Origin of the sequence: Klebsiella sp. 1SOBk10mer, from assembly GCF_046602535.1 — a bacterium.
GTDB classification, from domain to species: domain Bacteria; phylum Pseudomonadota; class Gammaproteobacteria; order Enterobacterales; family Enterobacteriaceae; genus Klebsiella; species Klebsiella quasipneumoniae.
Genome location: NZ_JBKIUP010000001.1, coordinates 532,669 through 552,037 on the forward strand (window position 1 = coordinate 532,669; position 19,369 = coordinate 552,037).

Annotated in this window: 16 protein-coding genes, 3 tRNA genes and 2 pseudogenes; 6 read left to right on the top strand and 15 right to left on the bottom strand. The window is 55.5% G+C overall.

The annotated features are described in order from the left end of the window. Positions 1–146: 146 nt before the first annotated feature. Positions 147–1,769, top strand: a complete 1,623-nt coding sequence (locus ACLH1I_RS02395) for an alpha/beta hydrolase (protein WP_049004400.1) — start codon at positions 147–149, stop codon at positions 1,767–1,769. Here ACLH1I_RS02395 and ACLH1I_RS02400 read toward each other — a convergent pair. The 3 genes and pseudogenes from ACLH1I_RS02400 to ACLH1I_RS02410 form a co-directional block, all read right to left on the bottom strand. Then, positions 1,680–2,612 (bottom strand): nucleoside recognition domain-containing protein, encoded by a 933-nt coding sequence (locus ACLH1I_RS02400; protein ID WP_017900815.1) that lies wholly within the window; start codon positions 2,610–2,612, stop codon positions 1,680–1,682. The genes ACLH1I_RS02395 and ACLH1I_RS02400 overlap by 90 nt on opposite strands. Before the next feature lie 118 nt (positions 2,613–2,730). After that, positions 2,731–3,645 carry an MDR family oxidoreductase gene (locus ACLH1I_RS02405; RefSeq protein ID WP_227680094.1) on the bottom strand — a complete coding sequence of 305 codons (915 nt, stop codon included), beginning with the start codon at positions 3,643–3,645 and terminating at the stop codon, positions 2,731–2,733. After that, positions 3,584–4,409: pseudogene (locus tag ACLH1I_RS02410) on the bottom strand (TetR/AcrR family transcriptional regulator). The gene ACLH1I_RS02405 and the pseudogene ACLH1I_RS02410 overlap by 62 nt, the downstream one beginning before the upstream one ends. A 492-nt stretch (positions 4,410–4,901) precedes the next feature. On the opposite strand from ACLH1I_RS02410, the gene ACLH1I_RS02415 reads away from it, so the two are divergent. After that, entirely contained in the window at positions 4,902–6,536 is a 1,635-nt protein-coding gene (locus ACLH1I_RS02415; RefSeq protein WP_004203499.1) for a Na+/H+ antiporter, read from the top strand. A 93-nt stretch (positions 6,537–6,629) separates the two neighbouring features. On the opposite strand, the gene ACLH1I_RS02420 is transcribed toward ACLH1I_RS02415, so the two are convergent. Further along, positions 6,630–6,705: transfer RNA gene (locus ACLH1I_RS02420), tRNA-Asn, on the bottom strand. A gap of 330 nt (positions 6,706–7,035) precedes the next feature. On the opposite strand from ACLH1I_RS02420, the gene nac reads away from it, so the two are divergent. From nac to ldtA, 3 genes are all read left to right on the top strand, one after another. Beyond that, positions 7,036–7,953 (top strand): nitrogen assimilation transcriptional regulator NAC, encoded by a 918-nt coding sequence (nac, locus tag ACLH1I_RS02425; RefSeq protein ID WP_004203498.1) that lies wholly within the window; start codon positions 7,036–7,038, stop codon positions 7,951–7,953. A gap of 106 nt (positions 7,954–8,059) precedes the next feature. Further along, the gene (gene cbl / locus ACLH1I_RS02430; RefSeq protein WP_004180456.1) at positions 8,060–9,010 is read left to right on the top strand and encodes an HTH-type transcriptional regulator Cbl; all 951 of its coding nucleotides are present in this window, start codon (positions 8,060–8,062) and stop codon (positions 9,008–9,010) included. Between the two features lie 78 nt (positions 9,011–9,088). Beyond that, positions 9,089–10,030: a L,D-transpeptidase gene (ldtA, locus tag ACLH1I_RS02435; protein WP_064757110.1), complete on the top strand. Its 942-nt coding sequence runs from the start codon at positions 9,089–9,091 to the stop codon at positions 10,028–10,030. Positions 10,031–10,119: 89 nt separating this feature from the next. On the opposite strand, the gene ACLH1I_RS02440 is transcribed toward ldtA, so the two are convergent. Further along, positions 10,120–10,195: transfer RNA gene (locus ACLH1I_RS02440), tRNA-Asn, on the bottom strand. 100 nt (positions 10,196–10,295) lie between these two features. Then, positions 10,296–11,096 carry a DgsA anti-repressor MtfA gene (gene mtfA / locus ACLH1I_RS02445; protein WP_072140495.1) on the bottom strand — a complete coding sequence of 267 codons (801 nt, stop codon included), beginning with the start codon at positions 11,094–11,096 and terminating at the stop codon, positions 10,296–10,298. A gap of 90 nt (positions 11,097–11,186) precedes the next feature. On the opposite strand from mtfA, the gene ACLH1I_RS02450 reads away from it, so the two are divergent. Then, positions 11,187–11,276: transfer RNA gene (locus tag ACLH1I_RS02450), tRNA-Ser, on the top strand. A gap of 112 nt (positions 11,277–11,388) precedes the next feature. On the opposite strand, the gene ACLH1I_RS02455 is transcribed toward ACLH1I_RS02450, so the two are convergent. The 9 genes and pseudogenes from ACLH1I_RS02455 to ACLH1I_RS02495 all read right to left on the bottom strand — a co-directional run bounded on the left by ACLH1I_RS02455 (position 11,389) and on the right by ACLH1I_RS02495 (position 19,365). After that, positions 11,389–12,381, bottom strand: a complete 993-nt coding sequence (locus ACLH1I_RS02455) for a tyrosine-type recombinase/integrase (protein ID WP_004184758.1) — start codon at positions 12,379–12,381, stop codon at positions 11,389–11,391. 1 nt (position 12,382) lies between these two features. After that, entirely contained in the window at positions 12,383–12,610 is a 228-nt protein-coding gene (locus ACLH1I_RS02460; RefSeq protein ID WP_004184757.1) for a DUF4224 domain-containing protein, read from the bottom strand. A gap of 307 nt (positions 12,611–12,917) precedes the next feature. Next, entirely contained in the window at positions 12,918–13,871 is a 954-nt protein-coding gene (locus tag ACLH1I_RS02465; RefSeq protein ID WP_411302676.1) for a hypothetical protein, read from the bottom strand. Positions 13,872–14,095: 224 nt separating this feature from the next. Then, positions 14,096–14,455: pseudogene (locus ACLH1I_RS02470) on the bottom strand (ead/Ea22-like family protein); the annotation flags it as partial. Positions 14,456–14,645: 190 nt separating this feature from the next. Then, positions 14,646–15,722, bottom strand: a complete 1,077-nt coding sequence (locus ACLH1I_RS02475) for a DGQHR domain-containing protein (RefSeq protein ID WP_117069552.1) — start codon at positions 15,720–15,722, stop codon at positions 14,646–14,648. Beyond that, positions 15,719–16,507 carry a ParB/RepB/Spo0J family partition protein gene (locus tag ACLH1I_RS02480; protein ID WP_411302677.1) on the bottom strand — a complete coding sequence of 263 codons (789 nt, stop codon included), beginning with the start codon at positions 16,505–16,507 and terminating at the stop codon, positions 15,719–15,721. Before ACLH1I_RS02480 ends, ACLH1I_RS02475 begins: the two co-directional genes overlap by 4 nt. Next, entirely contained in the window at positions 16,507–16,806 is a 300-nt protein-coding gene (locus tag ACLH1I_RS02485) for a hypothetical protein (RefSeq protein ID WP_040186300.1), read from the bottom strand. The genes ACLH1I_RS02480 and ACLH1I_RS02485 overlap by 1 nt, the downstream gene beginning before the upstream one ends. An 87-nt stretch (positions 16,807–16,893) precedes the next feature. Beyond that, positions 16,894–17,811 (bottom strand): recombination-associated protein RdgC, encoded by a 918-nt coding sequence (gene rdgC / locus ACLH1I_RS02490; RefSeq protein WP_411302678.1) that lies wholly within the window; start codon positions 17,809–17,811, stop codon positions 16,894–16,896. Between the two features lie 894 nt (positions 17,812–18,705). After that, positions 18,706–19,365 (bottom strand): LexA family protein, encoded by a 660-nt coding sequence (locus ACLH1I_RS02495; RefSeq protein ID WP_016530207.1) that lies wholly within the window; start codon positions 19,363–19,365, stop codon positions 18,706–18,708. Between the last annotated feature and the right edge of the window lie 4 nt (positions 19,366–19,369).

The window sequence follows — 19,369 nt, forward strand, 5'->3', positions numbered from 1 at the left end:
GTAGGCTTTTTTTCGCTGAACATGAATGATCTGCCGGGTTTAATTTGCCGGAGCCGATGGCTATGCTGAGAAGCAGACAGTGAAAATAGCCTGTCAGGAATAGGGCAGCTGAGTTCGGCTATGCGAAAAATAATAGAGAGAGCGTCATGAAGCATGTTTTACGCCACTGGCGAACGTCAGGCGCCGTTATTGGCTCACTGTTAAAAAAAGGGATCGTTGCGGTGCTGGCGCTGCTGGTGGTGTTTCTCGCCGGACGGATCTATGAGTCCCAGCGCGGCCCCGCGCTGCATTCCTGGCATACCTGGCATGGCAACGAGATGACGGCCAAAGAGATCGACCAGGCGACCTTTGCCCAGTATCTGGCGCGGGAGAAAACGATTTTCGCCGATCTTCAGCGCGAGGTGACAGAGGCCTTGCCGGAAGAAGATAAAACCCCTGTCAACCGCTTTTATCGCCATAGCCGGGTCTGGCCGGGGCAGTTTACGCAGGACTGGAACCGCTCTTTTGTACTATTGCCGCAGGGCAAACCGCGCGGCAGCGTGGTGCTGCTCCATGGCCTGACCGATTCGCCCTACAGCGTGCGCTATCTGGCGCAACTCTGGCGGCAGCGGGGCTATGTGGCGGTGGCGCCGCGTTTGCCGGGCCATGGCACCGCGCCGGGGGCGTTAACCGCCGTTGACTGGGAGACCTGGCTGGCGGCAACGCGTCTGGCGGTGCGCGAAGCGACGCGCCTGGCCGGGGCGGACGTGCCGCTGCATCTGGTCGGCTACTCTAACGGCGGCGCGCTGGCGCTCAAGTATGCCCTCGATAGCCTGGAGGACAGCCATTTGCGCCAGCCGCAGCAGATTATCCTGCTGTCGCCGATGATCGGCGTGACGGCGTTTGCCCGTTTTGCCGGTCTCGCCGGGCTGCCGTCCATCTTCCCGGCGTTTGCCCGCGCGGCCTGGCTAAACGTGGCGCCTGAATTTAATCCGTTCAAGTACAACTCTTTTCCGGTAAAAGCGGCGAGACAGTCCTGGCTGTTAAGCCAGGCGCTGCAGCAGCAGATTATTCGTGCGTCCCGTCAGGGGGAGCTGAAAGCGCTGCCGCCAGTCCTCACCTTTCAGTCGGTGATGGATTCCACCGTCAGCACCCGGGCGGTGGTGGAGTCCCTGTATCGCTACCTGCCGGACAACGGCAGTGAGCTGGTGGTGTTCGACATAAACCAGGCGGCGGATCTCCGTGTCCTGTTCCGTCCCGCGCTCTATGCGGCGGTGAATACGCTGCTGCCGCCGGCGCCGAGGGCCTATACCACCACGGTGGTGACCAACGCGACGGCGCACACGCTGCAGACCGTCGCCCGCACTACGCTGGCGCAGGAACGGGAAGAGCATCGTTATCCTCTACACCTTGCCTGGCCGGCGGATATGTACTCCCTGTCGCATGTGGCGGTGCCGTTTCCCCTGAGCGACTCGCTGTATGGCCGCGAGCCGGACGAGAAGAACCGCTACGGCATTAGCCTGGGCACCATTTCACTGCGTGGAGAAACCGGAACGCTGAGCGTGGGGCTGGAGACGTTAATGCGCGTCACCTCTAATCCTTTCTTTCCGTGGATGCTGGCGCGCGTCGATGAGCATATCGCCTGCGGCGAACAGGCGGCGGTAGTGGCCTGCCTGAAGGCGCAGGCCAGCGCGCAGGCGTTAAAAGAGGCTCAGGTGCAGGACGGTGCGCAGCAGAATGCCGACGATCGCCGCGGGAACCACGAAGCGAAACAGGCGGACAAACCGTGAGCTGATGCCGAGGAAAATACCGATTCCGGGCAGATCGAAGGTCTGGATCAGCAGGCCTGCCGAGGCGTTGACCTGGCTGACGGTGACTTTGCCCTGCTGGATCAGCTCGGAAATGACGCCAAAGTAAGCGGTGCCTCCGGCGACGCACTTCACCAGCGCCGGCAGCACAAAGTTCTGCGGAATGTGCAGCCAGCCGAGCACCGGTTTCAGCAGCTGCTGCAGCAGGTCGATGGCGCCAGCGCCCTGCAGCAGTCCGACGATGGTTAACGACAGGATCAGCATCGGCACCGCGCCGAGCGCCAGGCGGATGGCGTCGGAGCCGGCGCTATTGATCACCGCCAGAATGCCCTGACTGTTCTGCTCGGCGTTGGGCAGCGTTTCCGCGCGAGGATTCTCGGCGACCGATAAGCGCCGTCCGGTGACGTGCCAGGCGACGGCCGCCGCGCACAGGCCGCCGACCACTGAGATAACGATCGAGGCCAGCCAGTGGAGGCCGAAAGGGGTGAGGGGATAGAAGACGTTGCCTTGCCCCATGGCGAAGACCATGGCCAGCGTGGCGGCCATTTGCCGGTCAGAAACGCCGCGTTTGTCCATAATCGACAGCGTGGCCAGCGGGGCGGCGAAGCTGACAAAGTTAATCTGGATCAGGGCGAAGGCGCTCATCCCGGTTAAGCCGAAGGGCTTCAGCAATGGCGCAACCCAGCGCACAATCACATCGAGGATGCCGCGGACCTCCAGATATTTCATGATAATCAGCATGATCACCATGATCGGCAACAGCGTATACAGCGCGACGTCAACGGACGATTTGCCCGCCGCCATAATGATGCTTATGACATCCATTTACGTTCTTTACCACTCGCAAAGCCATTCGTTCGCGTCATCATAATCCCGTGGGGAAGGAAATGATATGTCAGGATCGCCCGGGGGACCGGCGCCATAGGGCGCCGGGAGGAGAGAATTACTGGCCGATGTTGACCAGCGTGCGGCCATGAATATTGTTGCTGAGGAAATCTGCGGCATACGCTGGCGCCTGCTCCAGCGTGATTTCGGTGGCTGCCTGCTGGTAGTAGCCCTCCGGCAGCAGCTGGGCCAGACGCTGCCAGACCGCGTCGCGTTCTGCGGTGGGCACCATCACCGAATCCACCCCCTGCAGACGCACATTGCGCAGAATAAACGGCATTACGGTGGTCGGCAGATCGAAGCCCCCGGCCAGACCGCAGGCGGCGACGCAGCCGCGATATTGCGTTTGCGCCAGCACTTTAGCCAGCATCGTGCCGCCAACGGTATCCACCGCGCCCGCCCACAGCTGTTTCTCCAGCGGGCGGGTCTCTGCGAAGTCGCTGCGTGGCAGGATGGCGTCGGCGCCGAGCTGGCGAAGGTAATCGTGCGTCGACTCGCGGCCCGATACGGCTGTCACCCGGTAGCCGAGCGCTTTCAGCAGTACCACGGCGGTGCTGCCGACCCCGCCGCTGGCGCCGGTGACCAGGATATCACCGTTTTCCGGGGTGATGCCCGCACTGACGAGGGCATCGACGCACAGCATTGCGGTAAAGCCGGCGGTGCCGATGATCATCGCCTGGCGCGCGCTGAGTGCCTCCGGCAGGGCAACCAGCCAGTCGCCTTTGACACAGGCCTCGGTGGCCAGACCGCCCCAGTGGTTTTCGCCCACGCCCCAGCCGGTGAGGATCACGGCCTGGCCGGGAACAAAGCGCGGATCGCGGCTTTCACTTACCCTGCCGGCAAAATCAATCCCCGGCACCATCGGGAACTGGCGGATGATTTTGCCTTTGCCGGTGATCGCCAGGGCATCTTTATAGTTGAGACTCGACCAGTCGATGGCGACCCGCACGTCGCCTTCGGCAAGGGCGGGCAGGTCAATCGCTTTGACGGCGGCCACGGTGCGGTTGTCAATCTGGTCCAGAACTAATGCTTTCATGACTGAGTATTCCTCGTCTGAAGGGAGTTATCGGCGCTATCGCCGTCCTGTGCAGGTGTTATTGTCATCATATTGTGCGCAAAGAAATCCCAGTACTGGTTAAGGGGAGCGGCGGACTGGACCAGCCTGGCGCGCATCACCGCGCCTTCCCAGCCGATCCAGAACACCTGGGCCAGCGCCTCCGGTGAGGTGTCGCTGGCGATCGCCCCGGCAGCCTGCGCCTCGTGCAGGCAGCGGGCCACGCGCGCCTCCCATGCCGCCAGGATGGCCTGCAACCGCTGGGTAAATGCCTCGGGCAACAGCGGAGCTTCCTGCAGCAGGTTGCCTACCAGACAGCCGCGACGAAACTGGTATTTCTCCATTCCCTGACCGGCATCTCGCACGAAGGCCGCCATCCGTTCCAGCGGCGGCACGGCGTCGTCCAGCAGGAATTTATCTAATTTATGCGCAAAGTAGTCGCCATAGGCGGCAAGCACGGCGAGGCCAAAGGCCTCCTTGCTTTTGAAACAGTGGTAAAACGACCCCTTTGGCACGGCGATATTCTTGATTACCGCATCAATCCCCGCCGCGAGATAGCCCGTTTCGGTCAGCACCTCCAGGCCCGAGCGAATCAGCGCCTGGCGGGTGTCGACAAACTGCCGATCGGCCTTTGGCGGTCGGCCGCGGCGGGGCTTCAGGTTGGCGGAGATAGCGGGATTCATCATTTAGACCGTGTGGTTTAATTGTTTGTCAGAGTACCCCCAATCCTGGTATGGGGCAAGCAATGTATGGCAGCGAAGGGCGGGATTTCGAGGCATTCGGCTTATGAAGGCGACGCGGATTATCCATAATGGCTAATGCATGGATATCGGGCCGTTACGACAGAGAATATCAATCCGCTGAGGCTATTCCGCTGACCATATATCTCTCTGGTCGCCACGGAATGATAAGGATGAATGGTAGAGATTATATTGCCGGGCTGACGATGATTTGCAGACCATGGCGGATTGACAATGCCGGCATGATAAAACACATTGTCCCCCCTGAACGGGCGCCGGTTGCCACCTCAGTTTAAATAAACACGCCGCCAGACAGGAAAGCCTGTCCTTTATTATCGGCGTCTGGATAAATAACCCGCCGCTGAAACCACACCTGCGAAAAAGGAATAACAGCCTGATGTACAGAATGAATATTGCCGTTAAAGGAGGGGAGGAATGTCGCTAATCGCTATTGTGCTGGTCTTTATCATGGCCATCGTGGTGACGGTGTTCATTTCCCATCTTCTGCCCGTTAAAGTGCCGCTGCCGTTGATCCAGATTGCGGCGGGCGCCGCGCTGGCCGCCGGTGGTTTTCAGGTCGATTTCGATCCGCACATCTTTTTGCTGTTGTTTATCCCGCCGCTGCTTTTCCTCGATGGCTGGCGGATCCCGAAAGACGCGTTTTTCCGCGATATGAAGCCGATTCTGTCGCTGGCGATAGGCCTGGTGATGGTGACTATCCTCGGTATTGGCCTGTTTATTCACTGGCTTATTCCGGCGATTACCGTGGCGGCGGGGTTCGCCCTGGCGGCGATTCTGTCACCCACCGATCCGGTGGCGGTATCGGCAATGACCGCCAGCTCGCCGCTGCCTTCCCGGATGGCGCATATCCTCGAAGGGGAGTCGCTGTTAAACGATGCTTCGGGTCTCGTCGCTTTTAATTTTGCCATCGCCGCGGTGCTGACCGGCAGCTTCTCACCGGGAGAGGCGGTGATGAAGTTTTTCCTGATGGCGTTCGGGGGTATCCTCAGTGGGCTCGTGGTGGTGTGGGTCACCGGCAAATGTAATAACTTTCTGGTGCGGCGCACTCGCGAGGAGCCGGCCATCCAGATCCTGATCAGCCTGCTTATCCCCTTCGCCGCCTACCTGCTGGCCGAGGCGTTCCATGTCTCCGGCATTCTTGCCGCCGTCGCCGCCGGCATTGCGATGCACTATGAGCAGCTGTCGGGGCCACGGCTTCCCGCGACGCGCATGAAAAGCAGCGCGGTGTGGTCCATGCTGCAGACTACCCTCAATGGGATGATCTTCCTGATGCTGGGCGAGCAGTTGCCCCGCATGCTCAGGACGTTGCCGGCGGTAGCCAGCCAGGCCGGCGTCCCTTCGCCCTGGTATCTGCTGCTGTACGCCGTGGCCATCACTCTCGCGCTCGGTCTGATGCGTTTCGCCTGGGTATGGCTGTCGATGACGCTGACCATTTTTCGCCGTAAACGCCGGGGCAAGGCCATCACCGTCCGTCCGCGATTCAGCATCCTCGCCGTCATGGCGCTGGCGGGGGTTAAAGGCTCCGTGACGCTCGCCGGTATTCTGACGCTGCCGGCGGTGCTGGCGGATGGTTCACCATTCCCGGGCCGCGAACTGCTGATCTTTCTCTCAATGGCGGTGATCCTGATGTCGCTGGTGGTGGCGGCTATCGGTCTGCCGTTCATGACCCGCTATCTTGCCGATGATTTACCCCATGACACCGGCAAGGACGATATTGGCGCCGTCATGACCGAAGTGGCCATCAACCGGCTAAATGCGCTACTCGACGAGCCGGTGGAGGATCCCACTGAGCAGGCCCTGCGGGCGGATGCCGGCAATATGCTGCTGGAAACCTACCAGCGTCGGCTTCACTATAACGACAATGACGAAGGGCAGGACGTCGGGCTGGAGCTGGCGAAGCGCGCCAGGCTGGAGAAATATATGCAAAGAGAGGTCATTATCGCCCAGCGTCAGGAGCTGTTCCGGCTGCGTCGCGCTCACAACATTAGCGATATCACCTTTTATGAGGTGCTGCGGGAGATAGACCTGAAGGAAGAGAGTTTGCGCTAGGGGCGCCATTGCTGGAGGGGAGCCTTCGCCCTCCGGCCGCGCAGCTGGCGCGGAAAAGCAAAAAGCCTGCTCGAAAGCAGGCTTTTTTAAATTTGGCTCCTCTGACTGGACTCGAACCAGTGACATACGGATTAACAGTCCGCCGTTCTACCGACTGAACTACAGAGGAATCGTGTGAACGGGGCGCATATTAACGATGCCACCCGGCCTTGTCAAAGCCTGATTCAAAGAATTGCGTTCGACTGCTGACAATTTCAGCAACCTCCGCTCATGCGCTGTTTTTTTCAGCAGATTGCACCGTTGTAGTGCGAATGTACCCCTAATGGGGCATACCACAATCTGCTTACCGGGCAAATAAAAACCGGATTGCTATCACTATCCCTTATAACACCGCCTGTGGCGGGCAGCGGCAGCGGAAATGAAAAGCTGGCAAGCAAATTGCAAAACCAGTTTCATCATACTTCCAGCGTTGACGCTGGCGTTCCTTACAGGAGGCAAAATGAACTTAAGACGACTGAAATATTTTGTGAAAATCGTCGATATCGGCAGTCTGACCCAGGCCGCTGAAGTCTTGCACATCGCCCAACCGGCCCTCAGCCAGCAGGTCGCGACCCTGGAAGGTGAAATGGACCAGCAGCTGCTGATACGCACCAAGCGAGGGGTCACGCCAACGGAAGCCGGTAAAATCCTTTATACCCATGCGCGGACCATCCTGCGCCAGTGTGAGCAGGCGCAGCTGGCGGTCAATAACGTCGGCCAGACGCTGCGTGGCCAGGTCTCGATCGGCCTGGCGCCGGGCACAGCGGCCTCCGCCATTACCATGCCGTTGCTGCAGACGGTGCGTAATGAACTGCCCGAGGTGATGGTCTATCTGCAGGAAAGCAGCGGCACGGCGCTGAATGACAAGCTGCTGGCGGGCCAGCTGGATATGGCGGTGCTGTATGAGCGTTCACCGGTGGCCGGCATCGTCAGCCAGCCGCTGCTGAAAGAAGACCTCTACCTGGTCGGCACCCGCGACTGCCCGGGGCAGAGCGTGGACCTCACGGCGGTGGCGGAGATGAACCTGTTCCTGCCGCGAGATTACAGCGCGGTACGGGCGCGGGTCACTGAGGCGTTCACCCTGCGTCGTCTGTCGGCGAAAATTATCGGCGAGATCGAATCCATTACCACCCTGACCGCGGCCATCGCCAGCGGCATGGGGGCGACGGTCCTGCCGGAATCCGCTGCCCGCTCCCTGTGCGGCGCGGCAAACGGCTGGATGGCGCGGATTAGCACGCCGTCAATGAGCCTGTCGCTGTCGCTGAACATGTCGGCGCGCGGCGGTTTGTCGCCGCAGGCGCAGGCGGTGAAGGAGATCCTGCTGTCTCTGGTGAGCCGTCCGTCGCTGGAGAACCGCGAACTGCAGCTGGTTAGTTAGGCTATATTCTCTTAAGGAATAAGTTGCTGGTTTTTATTATTTGTTACCCGGGACAACAGACTTTAACAATAGCAGATACGTTAAGTCCATTGGCCCGGAGGAAAGGGTGAACTTCCAGCAACTGAAAATTATCCGTGAGGCGGCCCGTCAGGATTACAACCTGACGGAAGTCGCGAATATGCTCTATACCTCGCAGTCAGGCGTCAGCCGCCATATCCGGGAACTGGAAGAGGAGCTGGGGATTGAGATCTTTATCCGTCGCGGCAAACGCCTGTTAGGCATGACCGAGCCGGGTAAAGCGCTGTTATCCATTGCTGAGCGGATCCTCAATGAAGCCAGCAACGTCCGGCGGCTGGCGGATCTCTTCACTAACGATGCCTCCGGCGTCTTAACCATCGCCACCACCCATACTCAGGCGCGCTACAGCCTGCCCCCGGTGATTAAAGCTTTCCGCGAGCTGTTCTCCGACGTTCGCGTCGAGCTGGTGCAGGGCACCCCGCAGGAAATCGAAGCGCTGTTGCATAACGGCGGGGCGGATATCGGCATCGCCAGCGAGCGTCTGAGCAACGATCCTACGCTGGCGGCTTTCCCCTGGTTCCGCTGGCATCACAGCCTGCTGGTACCCAAAGACCATCCCCTGACCCAGGTGTCTCCTCTGACGCTGGAGGCGATTGCCCGCTGGCCGTTAATCACCTATCGCCAGGGGATCACCGGCCGTTCGCGGATCGATGAGGCCTTCAACCGCAAAGGGCTGATGCCGGATATTGTGCTGAGCGCCCAGGATTCCGATGTCATCAAGACCTACGTCGAGCTGGGGCTGGGCGTCGGGCTGGTCGCCGAGCAGTCCGGGGATGCCCGCGAAGCGGACACCTTTACGCGCCTCGATACCCGCCATCTGTTTGATGCCAATACCGTGTGGCTGGGACTGAAGCGGGGCCAGCTACAGCGTAATTACGTCTGGCGCTTTATCGAATTGTGCAATGCCGGACTGTCGCTGGATGAGATCAAGCGCCAGGCGATGGAGCCGGAAGAGGCCGCTATCGACTATCAGATTTAAGGAAATGCTGGCCAGCGGATCGGGGAGAGGAAATACCGCTATAATTCACACATGAGAGTCGCGACTGAGGAAGGGAAAATGACGATGCGGCGTGTGAAATTACTTTGTTCGGCGCTGATGCTGCTCGCCAGCCACAGCGCACTGGCCGTTAGCTATCCGCTGCCGCCGGAGGGGAGCCGTCTGGTGGGCAGCGCATTTACCATTGCCGTGCCGGAGAATAACACTCAACCACTGGAAAGTTTTGCCGCCCAGTACGGCCAGGGGTTGAGCAATATGCTGGAAGCTAACCCCGGCGTCGATGTCTATTTGCCGCACTCCGGATCGACGCTGACCATTCCGCAACAGCTGATCCTGCCTGACACCGTGCGGGAGGGGATCGTCATCAACGTCGCCGAGATGCGTCTCTATTATTACCCGCCGCTGGGCAATAGCGTGGAAGTCCTGCCAATCGGCATTGGTCAGGCGGGACGCGAAACGCCGCGTAACTGGGTGACGGCGGTAGAGCGCAAGCAGGAGGGACCCACCTGGGTACCGACCGCCAATACCCGCCGCGAGTATGCGAAAGAGGGCAAAACGCTGCCGGCTATGGTGCCGCCCGGGCCCGATAATCCGATGGGGCTGTATGCGATCTATATCGGCAGGCTGTACGCCATCCACGGCACCAATGCCAACTTTGGTATCGGGCTGCGCGTCAGCCAGGGATGCATCCGCCTGCGTAATGACGACATTAAATTCCTGTTTGATAACGTGCCGGTTGGGACGCGCGTCCAGCTCATCGATCAGCCGGTGAAGTACAGCGTGGAGCCGGACGGCAGTCACTGGCTGGAGGTGCACGAGCCGCTGTCGCGCAACCGCGCGGAGTTTGAATCCGACAGAAAAGTCCCCTTGCCGATGACCTCGGCGCTGCGCGAGTTTACTCAGGGGCCGGGAGTGAGTCCTTCGCAGGCCGAGCAAACCCTGCAGCGCCGCTCCGGCATGCCGGTGAATATCAGCGCCACAGCGGCGCAGGGAAGTTTGTAGCGGTGGAAAAAGTTAAGCCTTGATGCGGGATGGCGGCCCGGCGGGACCCGAAAAGCAAAAAGCCTGCTTAAAAGCAGGCTTTTTAAATTTGGCTCCTCTGACTGGACTCGAACCAGTGACATACGGATTAACAGTCCGCCGTTCTACCGACTGAACTACAGAGGAATCGTGTGAACGAGGCGCATACTACTGGCCCGGCATTTTTGTGTCAACACTAAAATTAACCTGCTGATTCAAATGGCTAAATTTAGCTCAACACGTTGTTTTAGTGAACAGTGCGCCGATCGTCTTCGTCCTGCAGGCCATTCTCCCGTCTGCGCGCCAGCGGATCCTGGCGGTAAAAATGGCAAAAACGCTGCCACAGGGCCGGGAAGCGGGGCGCGAACAGTTCAGGCGCGCTGAAAAAATATTCCGATAGGACGGCAAAGCACTCAGCGGGATCGGTGGCGGCATAGGCGTCAATGCTGGCTGCGCTTTCCCCCACCAGATCTATCTCATCCTGAATGTTGTTCATCGCCGCGTGGAGATCGTGCTCCCAGCCGGCGACTTCGCGCAGTGGGATCAGCGGCACCCCGCTGGCCCGATCGCCATTCCGCGTATCGAGCTTATGCGCTACCTCATGCACCACAAGGTTAAAGCCTGACGCATCAAAGGAGTCCTGAATATCCAGCCAGTTCAGCACCACGGGACCCTGCTGCCAGCTTTGCCCCGATTGCACCACCCGCTGGTTGTGGACCAGGCCAATATCATCCTCCCATTCATCATCCACGACAAACGGGGCAGGGTAGATCAGCACTTCATGAAAACCGTCCAGCCACTCTATCCCCAGCTCAAGTACCGGCAGGCAAAAGAGCATAGCTATCCGCGCCTGATGCAGCGGAGTCAGCTCCAGTCCCTGAAGCGCTACCAGACGTTTTTGCTGTAGGAAACGGCCAGCCATCTGCGTCAGCTTATGCTGCTCAGCGGGCGAAAGGTGGGCTAAAACCGGAATGGCAAGCGCTTGCTCCCAGGGCATCTCTGCGTTGCCGGACTCATCATCTGCTTTCCAGGGCCATTTAAACATCATATTGCTCGCAAAGTCGTCACTTGAACACGATTACCGAAACGGGAGCTATTAAAATGCCAAAGATCCTGGCATTATAGCAACCACAACAGCGGAGAGATGCCGGAGCGGCTGAACGGACCGGTCTCGAAAACCGGAGTAGGGGCAACTCTACCGGGGGTTCAAATCCCCCTCTCTCCGCCACTATTCAAACACTTACAGCATTCCATTTCAGTGACCTGCCTCCCGATGAGAAAAATTGAGAAAATCCACTGAGAAAAATTCTAGCGCCGAAGCATGCTCCGACGCCAAAGAATCATCTCATTTTCTTGTTCAAAGTCGGGCTGATTTTAACTTTCCTGTCGTAAACAAGTACCTGTGATTCTGTCTTATGACCACTGAATTTTTGCTTATCTCTGCCAGATCCTTCATAGTCTGAAATCCCTTTAGCCTTTAGATCATGGAAGGTGCAATCAAGTGGCCTACCAAGTTCTTCAGAAGCCGCATTTCTCGCTTTTCTCCATGCTTCATTAAATCCCTTATATGAATAACGCTCACCATACATTGTCCTGATAACAGGGCCATCCTGTCCCCATTCCCTGCAAATATCAACAGCCGCACTGAGACGCTCAGTCCAGGCTTTGATCTGTTTAATACCAGTCTTACCTTGCTGTATGAAAATTCCTTTATCAAGAATCTGATTCCAGTTCATTTTAAGAACATCAGAAACCCTTGCAGCGCATAGATACGCAATTTCCATCGCGGCTTTAACTGCAGGAGTCGCATGAGTGAAGATAGCAATGTACTCTTCATCGGTTATGTAGCGGTCGCGCTGGGGTTTAGGAAACTTATCGACACCAACACACGGATTACCTGGTACATAACCACGCTGATAACCCCAGCGGTATACACGAGACATTGAACTATGCTCGTGATTAGCCTGAACACGGCTTTTTTTACCACGTGCATCCATGTAGCGCCGGACGTGTTCAGGTTTAATGGCCTTTGCTTCTGCATCGCCGAAAACCGCTAACAAGTATTTTTCATGTGCCAGGTAATCTTTTTGTGTCCTGGGGGCAAGGTCTGCATAGTCAGCACTATTTAAAAATTTTTTCCACAATTGTTGAAAGGTGAGAAGTTTTTTTCGACCTTCAACGACTTTCTCGTAAGCTAACCAAACCTCCGCTTTAGAAGCGTTTGCTGGGGCTAGATTCTCGGTAGTACCTCCTGGCTTCCAGTAGTAACCGGAAGGGCGGAAAAACACACCCTTCGGCATCCACTCATTACCAGGCGCTCTTTTGCGGCCCATATTATCTCTCTACAGCGTCAAAGTTCATGCCTGGAGTAGGCATATGGCCTGCTGGTGGAAGTATGCGTTGTACGGGATGGTTAATATGAAACCAGGTCGTTTTAATTGCTCCGTCCCGGCGTTCAATAAAAAAGATCCCGTTCTGCGTTAATACCTCTTTCTGCAGTGACTTTTGGGGCGAACCCGTTGCCTCTGTCAGTTCTTCATCAGTCAGGAAGCGATCGCTCATGAGTTGTTCTCCACTAAACCGGCTGCAACCGGTTATCTGCCACTATATGAACAAGACGAACAGCCACCACGCAGTCCGTCATTACACCTTTTACACAGCTGGTGGTCCTCCCTTACCCCTTTAAACTGGTTATAAATTTCCGCTGGTACAATTACCGGCATAGGGACCAACAATCGTTGACTACGTAGTGATGCGATTTCTGCAGTGCGTTCGAGGTACAACGATTTCCAGTCACTTGCTTCAGTCTTATATGCGGCCAAAGCATCCCGCATGCGCCGCCAGCGGCGACGCTTCAGCTTGTTCGTTTTCACTTCACCTCCTGCGGGGCGGCTGCGAGCATGGCGGCGCGGCAGGCGTCATCAGCCTGCTTAACCCTCTCGATATAAGCTGGCAGCAGCGTTTCAGGGAATGTATCTTCCCACGGTTTAACGTTGCGCCTGGCTGAGTCCTGCAACTGCTCTACGTGCTTAACCAGCTCTCTGACCAAATCAGGCCAGCTATCGACTTCGTAAAATTCGCAGAGCATTTCATCCGGCACTACCGGCGCTGGCTGTGGTCCTGCTTCGCGATACACTGGAATATATCCGGGGCCTGCATCTTCGCTACCCGCCTCACCGTCAACTACGCCGCGAGCTAAGTATGCGTCATTGAGCCAGGCGATGGGCTCACGTTCTACTACCGGCTGCTGCGCGTGGCGATAGAGCGTCATGAATTCAGCATTTTCATCAGTGTGTTGTTTTAAATGTCTAAATTCTTCAGGGTCTAACTCAGCCCAATATGTCTTCATTCCATTCGCCGGATTCACCTGCCGGAAGAGTATCACCGGCTCGCTGTCAGCCTTGCGGCGTTCCTGTAGCTCCGCCAAGGCGTGGCGCACCACCTGTTTACCTGCTGCGTTAATCCCTGCAGGGTGCTCCAGTGCGTCGATCACGCCCTGCAGGTCTTTGTCTTGCAGTGGCAATACCTGTTCGCTTATCGGCGCTGGCTGCGCGTGGCGATAGAGCAGAATAATTCGGCGCTCGTCTGCATGCGGAGTAACAGGGTTAACAGTGAAAAGGTACCCGCAACCACCACGATCAACATCTCTCAACTCCTGCTCATCTGTCCACGCCACCGGCTCGCTGTCCATTGCGGCCAGCGCTATACGAGCCAGCTCCTCGGCCTCCTCAGCTGGCAGCATTACGTTGCTTCCGGCGCCGTAGGTTTCACGCCATGATTTAATTTTTTCTAGGCGCTCTCTGTTTAACTGGTTATTGGTCATTGGTTGGCTCCCCGAAATAAAATTGCCTGCTGAAAACCGATTAAGAACCACAGCCCATCTGCGCGCTGGCTCATTTCGTACCAGTCCTCTTTGTTGAGGTCAGAAACGAGGTTGTCGCCACAAATGCAGATATCGGTACCGCGAGGTTCTGAGTCGTATACGGCGCCAGGAGTAAACCAGGCTGGCGTAGTGGAGCTGACGCATATCATTTTTTTTACGCCCATCTACTCAGCCTCCACCTTGATGCCAGCGGCGGCACGTTCAGCCTCGCTCTGTTCCCAAAACCACTTGTGAAGCGCCATAAGCTCTTCATCGAGCGGAGCATATTTGCGGTCGAAATAGGCCTGTGCGTCTTTCTCCGCTTCATCAGGCAATTCGCCTGGCCCGAAGAGCGTGTTATAAATCCACGCCAGCCCGTTTTTAGCATCGCCAGTGGCCTGCCATTCGATGATTGCAGCCTGCATAACCAGGATATTTTTCCCGATCAGCAGATCGAGCTGCTGATAGCGCTTACGGATATATTCGTTTTGCGCTTCAAGTTCTGCGTTGCGCTGCTGCGCCTTCTCCAGCGCCTCTACCAGCGCGCCAATGACTTTGGCTGCTTGTCCACATTCATCAACGATAGAGACGTTGGTGCCGGTATCCCTGCCATCCACCTCTAACCGCAAATCAACGTCATCGGAGTCAATATCAGCAGGCTCAAACTGGGAAATATATTCCAGGGTAAATACAGACGCTTTCGCTTTACTGACGAGTAGCGCCAGTTCGGTGATATCAGTCATGGCTGGCCTCCTTACTGCGACTAACAGACAAAGTTTTATTCATGATGGCATCCATCAGACGTGATGCAGCCGCCTTTTGAGCAGATACATTCGCAATGACCGTTGGCCTGGCTTTCTCACAGCTGGCACAAATCCCGTCCCATGATGAAATGAGGAAAAAATCTTCACGCTCGGCAATGCCGGTATTAATTGCCAGGTCCTCAATCATCAGCGTGACCCCGCGAACTCCCCGACCTTCGCTTAATCTCTGCACTGCGTAGCCGAAGGCGTTGATCATCACAGCATGGAACTGGATATACTCGCGTTTGTACTCTGCCTGGTTCGTACCTTGGCGAATATCATCTAAACCAGTCAGCATTAGCCACGCATTCCACAACCCTTCAAGATCATCTTTTGAGCAGGAACCTGAAAATTTTGCCGTGGCATCACTAAGGGCCTTGAAGCTGACCCACTTATCACTTTTCGCAGGAACGACGTTATGCTCAAAATCGGTGACTTCAGAAAAGACGTCGTGTGAACTGATAAAGCTGACCATCTCCTGCGCGTTCTTATCGCGCCCGTTATAGGCCATGTTGATAGCCGCAGATGGCTTCGAAACATTGTTGTTAATGTCCGAGAAAAACTGCTGCCGCGTCTTCAGTGGCAACTGCAGAGTAAGCATCATCGGAACATGGATAGGTTCATCAATGGTGCGGCAATACTCCGCAATACCGGCTGCACGATGCTGACCATCAAACAATTTAATCTCGGCATCCATCGGGAAACGGGCCACCCCGACATTAGTGTTTCCGAACTCTTCGAATTCAACATACGAGTCGCAGTTACCCACAAGTGGCGGAATAATGAACGGCTCCTTGTTCTCGTATGCTTCAAGGAGATACTGATAAAACTTTTTCGCCCTGGCGGGGTTAAGTTCTCGCTGAGATCGATCAAGGGTGTCCCCGTAGTTATCGCTGGCGAGGACTCGCGTTAGTGTCCGTGCAGGTACTGTCAGCATCAGGACAATTGAATCCCCCTGAGTTCCACGCGACGCCGGAAATTCAAAGAAATGATCGCCTATTTTGCTCATAATGATTCCTCCCCAAGCACCCAACGAAGTGCGCTTGCATACTCACCCTCGGCTGATTCCAGGGCTTTTGTGATTTCTTTGCGGGTTTTCAGACGTGGCTTAGTTTCGCCAAGCACAGCTCGCTGACGCCTGGCTTTTTCATGGCCGGTTGTGCCAGCAGTTGCCGCTTTGATTTCAGAGACCTTCTCCCGCTGCTCTTCAGGTTTAAGCGATGCCAGCTGACGCGCCTGGGTAACGGTGACAGTTCCGGACTCCACTGCATCGCGAACAGCCTGGGTGGCATCCAGCAGTGACAGCGTTGCGCGTACGGTCTGGACACTCACGCCAAACATCAGCGCTAAATCATCCTCATCGTGCCCGCGCTCCAGCGCATCAGCCATTTTCTTTGCTCGGCCCAGTGGTGTATCTGCCTGGCGGATTTCGTTAGCACTTACCATCGCCTGCGCCATGCGAACGGCGGAGCCACGTTTAGCGACTGCTGGAACCAGTAACGGTTCTTTACCCTCTTTCAACAGTCGCTTGTTGGCTTCCAGTGTATGGCGCACACGCTGGCGACCATCGACCACACAAGACAGCCCTGTTTCCGGGTCTTTCCAGACGATAATCGGCTCAAGAACGCCCTGGTCCATGATGTTCAGCACCATTGCCTCGCTGATAGGCAGGTGGATACGCTCATCGTAAAGCGGGTGTGTTTTGTCGGTAACCAGGTGCAGGCTTTCAGGTTCGAACGTTAAAACGTTCGTTTTGCCGCTGGCGCCGTATACAACCTTTGAGTCTTTAGCCATCAGACAGCCTCCGCATTGCTGGTGGATGTCGTTGAGATACTCTTCAGATCGCGCATTGCTTCCAGGACGTGCATATTGCTGCGGGTTTTTGTGTGACGCTCAACAATTCGATCGCATTCTTTCGCCCAGGAAATAACTTCTTCCTTCATAGCGTCACGTTCTTTACATGCCTGCCGAAGGGTAATATTCGAAACATCGAGCATTGTTGCCAGCTCTTTAATAAGTTCTGAATTTGCAGGAGGCATTGTTTTAGCTGCCTCAAAGGCATTTTTAATTAACTGCTGTACTGTTTTTCCCATTTTGTATTTCTCCAACTGACGCGCTGCAACGCGCTTTAGGGTGCAGCAACCCAACCCATGAGAATGGGGTAATTGCTGCTGTTCTAATCAGTCTGCTGGTTTTTGTTCTTCGGGCTCTTTGTAGGCGAGCAGATCACAAAGCTGGTTAATTACTTTACAGAACTGGAACATGTCCGTACCTGCCTGGTGACGCCAGCGGTAGGCTTTGTCGTCATCATCAGAATAATCATTATCCTTGGTATCGATCCGCCGGAAATGGAACTTATCTGTAAGCAGAAAAGAGACGCCACAGCCTCTTAATTCCATGTTATCGACGATAAAACCTGTGTTCAGGCTCTCCAGAATTTCACTGGTAACGGAAGTGTGTTCCGCAGAGTAGCGAATAACTTCTTTCTGTTCTGCCAGGCGGGATAGCTGGACATAATCACCGACCTCAAACCCGGCAAAGGCTGATTCTTCGCCGTCCAGATGGTTTTTAAGGCGCGTTGTCAGTCCGTTTTTGATATCACTTATGTTGATCGTGACTGTTTTTACTGAGCCGATCACTTTAACCAGCATCGCCCCGACTACATTGGCAATATTTTTATTGGCGGAATTAATGATCAGCAGATTTTCTTCAGTGTTATACAGGACCAGGATCAGAGACGACTTGATGAATGCCTGTTTGCAAAGCTGAACCTTAGCATCCTGGATAATGGTGTTACGGTCAGCGCGCTTTAGTTTCTGACCACATGCATTTTCAATGCGCTGGATACGCTCATTGGCTTCTTTCATCACGACGTGCTGGGGGATTATTTTCTCATCGCGGCGAACCACGATTGCATAACCGCCAGTAATTGGCGTAACCAGCTCGCCGGTAATCGGATTAGGGACGAAGGAAGCCCGCGCGAACTCCGTTTCTGTAAATTCAGAGTATGGCAATTCCTGCAGGTGCCCTTCAACCGCTTCAATGCTGGGCAAAGTAGCCCGATAGACAATGGCGTTACGTAACTTTGATAATTTCATTTCTGTGTCCTCTGCAAAGGATTAGTTAGTTATCTCCACACAACGGAAAGAGCACTGAAGCACTGGAAACTCACTTGACTAACACAGTGCTTTTTCCTGTTGTGTGCCGGGCTTCCACCGGCTCCCATCTGTTTTTAAAGCCACTCAGATATCGTCTGGGCTGTGCCGTCTACTTCCGGCTGTCACTGCCGTCGAGAGTGCTGGCAGCTCACTGACCTGATAACTCCCAGGATCAACTGGAGTGGTTGTTATCGCTACCAAAGCGCCACTGTCCAGGACATTTAAAAGGACCGTCTCCAAGTGGTAACTCTTCCAGTCCCGATAAACCTCCTCAGTAGAAGGGGGCTTATCGGGAATGAATGTTGTGACACCAGATCGCTAATCTGCTTACTTCCCGCCGCTCTGTTTTGGTATTGGCAACCAGCTGCTGTTGCTCAGTCGATTTCCGGGTCTTTGCGTCGACCGGCGCTGCAGTACGCTTATACACGTCACAACGAGGAGAGCACTGATACGATTAGCTATTGCGTTCGGATCGGCTTACGGCTTGTGTGTTTGCCCGTTCACCGCCAATGCTCTCATCTGTTGTGTCCCGGACTCTTCCCGGGCGTCACACCTTTTCGCCGCGCTGGTGGGGCGCACGTCGTGCCTGAAACACTTAGCTTGCACATTCCGGTTGTTCTGAGAGGCATGGATAAAGGGACTCTCAGGCCGCTGCGGCACATGTGCCATATGCCGTAATGCTCACTACCACACCAGAGCATGTAACTACCGGTACTCGTGATGTGATTTAAATGTACCTTTAGTTACCAATATGGTCAAGAGAGCTATGTACTTTTTGTTACCTGTGGATTGAAAAAAAAGCCAGAAGGAGATCTGGCTTTAGAAATGAGTAACTTAAATGTTTTGGGTAATCTGAACCACTTTACCAACAATCCGGCAATTACCATCTATCGGGATGGGTTTGAAGGCAGGGTTAAGTGGCATCAAGTATGCGAAAGGGCTATCCCATACCAGCTTTTTAACGGTAGCTTCAGCAGAGCCGTCGAGTATTGCCACTACAATTTTTCCGTAAAGGTCATCCAATTGACCATAGTGCGGTTCAACAATAACGATCGATCCTTCTGGGATGGATGGCAGACCATGAGGGTTAGTCATAGACTCCCCGCGAACTACCAGTCCGAATGCTTCATTAGAAACGTTTGCAGTGGTTTGCGTCCATGAAATCACATCAGAAAGCCTTGAGCATGCATAAGTATCAGTCCACATCCCAGCTTGAACAGCGGAGATAATAGGAACTGCCGTGGGTGGCTTAAGGAACGGAATAACTTTTGTATCATCCGGCGTTTCCTCACCTCGACCGTAAAGAATCCATTCTGGAGTTGTCTGCAGCGCCACCGCCAGCTGATGGAGATTCTCACCATCAGGTTTAGTAGTGCCGCTCTCCCATTTTGTTACGGAAACACGGCTTACCCCTAAGCGTTTAGCCAGGGTCTGCTGTGTTATGTCGAGCTGGACTCGACGGGATCTTATTCGGTCTTTCATCTCTGTTTTCATGTAA

What these genes read in the sequence shown, in the direction of transcription:
- ACLH1I_RS02415 (WP_004203499.1), top strand. Translation starts at nt 4,902, where the DNA reads ATGTCGCTAATCGCTATTGTGCTGGTCTTTATCATGGCCATCGTGGTG.
- ldtA (WP_064757110.1), top strand. Translation starts at nt 9,089, where the DNA reads ATGACGATGCGGCGTGTGAAATTACTTTGTTCGGCGCTGATGCTGCTC.
- mtfA (WP_072140495.1), bottom strand. Translation starts at nt 11,096, where the DNA reads ATGATGTTTAAATGGCCCTGGAAAGCAGATGATGAGTCCGGCAACGCA.
- rdgC (WP_411302678.1), bottom strand. Translation starts at nt 17,811, where the DNA reads ATGAAATTATCAAAGTTACGTAACGCCATTGTCTATCGGGCTACTTTG.
- ACLH1I_RS02400 (WP_017900815.1), bottom strand. Translation starts at nt 2,612, where the DNA reads ATGGATGTCATAAGCATCATTATGGCGGCGGGCAAATCGTCCGTTGAC.
- ACLH1I_RS02475 (WP_117069552.1), bottom strand. Translation starts at nt 15,722, where the DNA reads ATGAGCAAAATAGGCGATCATTTCTTTGAATTTCCGGCGTCGCGTGGA.
- ACLH1I_RS02460 (WP_004184757.1), bottom strand. Translation starts at nt 12,610, where the DNA reads ATGAGCGATCGCTTCCTGACTGATGAAGAACTGACAGAGGCAACGGGT.
- ACLH1I_RS02465 (WP_411302676.1), bottom strand. Translation starts at nt 13,871, where the DNA reads ATGACCAATAACCAGTTAAACAGAGAGCGCCTAGAAAAAATTAAATCA.
- ACLH1I_RS02485 (WP_040186300.1), bottom strand. Translation starts at nt 16,806, where the DNA reads ATGGGAAAAACAGTACAGCAGTTAATTAAAAATGCCTTTGAGGCAGCT.
- ACLH1I_RS02455 (WP_004184758.1), bottom strand. Translation starts at nt 12,381, where the DNA reads ATGGGCCGCAAAAGAGCGCCTGGTAATGAGTGGATGCCGAAGGGTGTG.
- ACLH1I_RS02480 (WP_411302677.1), bottom strand. Translation starts at nt 16,507, where the DNA reads ATGGCTAAAGACTCAAAGGTTGTATACGGCGCCAGCGGCAAAACGAAC.
- ACLH1I_RS02495 (WP_016530207.1), bottom strand. Translation starts at nt 19,365, where the DNA reads ATGAAAACAGAGATGAAAGACCGAATAAGATCCCGTCGAGTCCAGCTC.
- ACLH1I_RS02395 (WP_049004400.1), top strand. Translation starts at nt 147, where the DNA reads ATGAAGCATGTTTTACGCCACTGGCGAACGTCAGGCGCCGTTATTGGC.
- nac (WP_004203498.1), top strand. Translation starts at nt 7,036, where the DNA reads ATGAACTTAAGACGACTGAAATATTTTGTGAAAATCGTCGATATCGGC.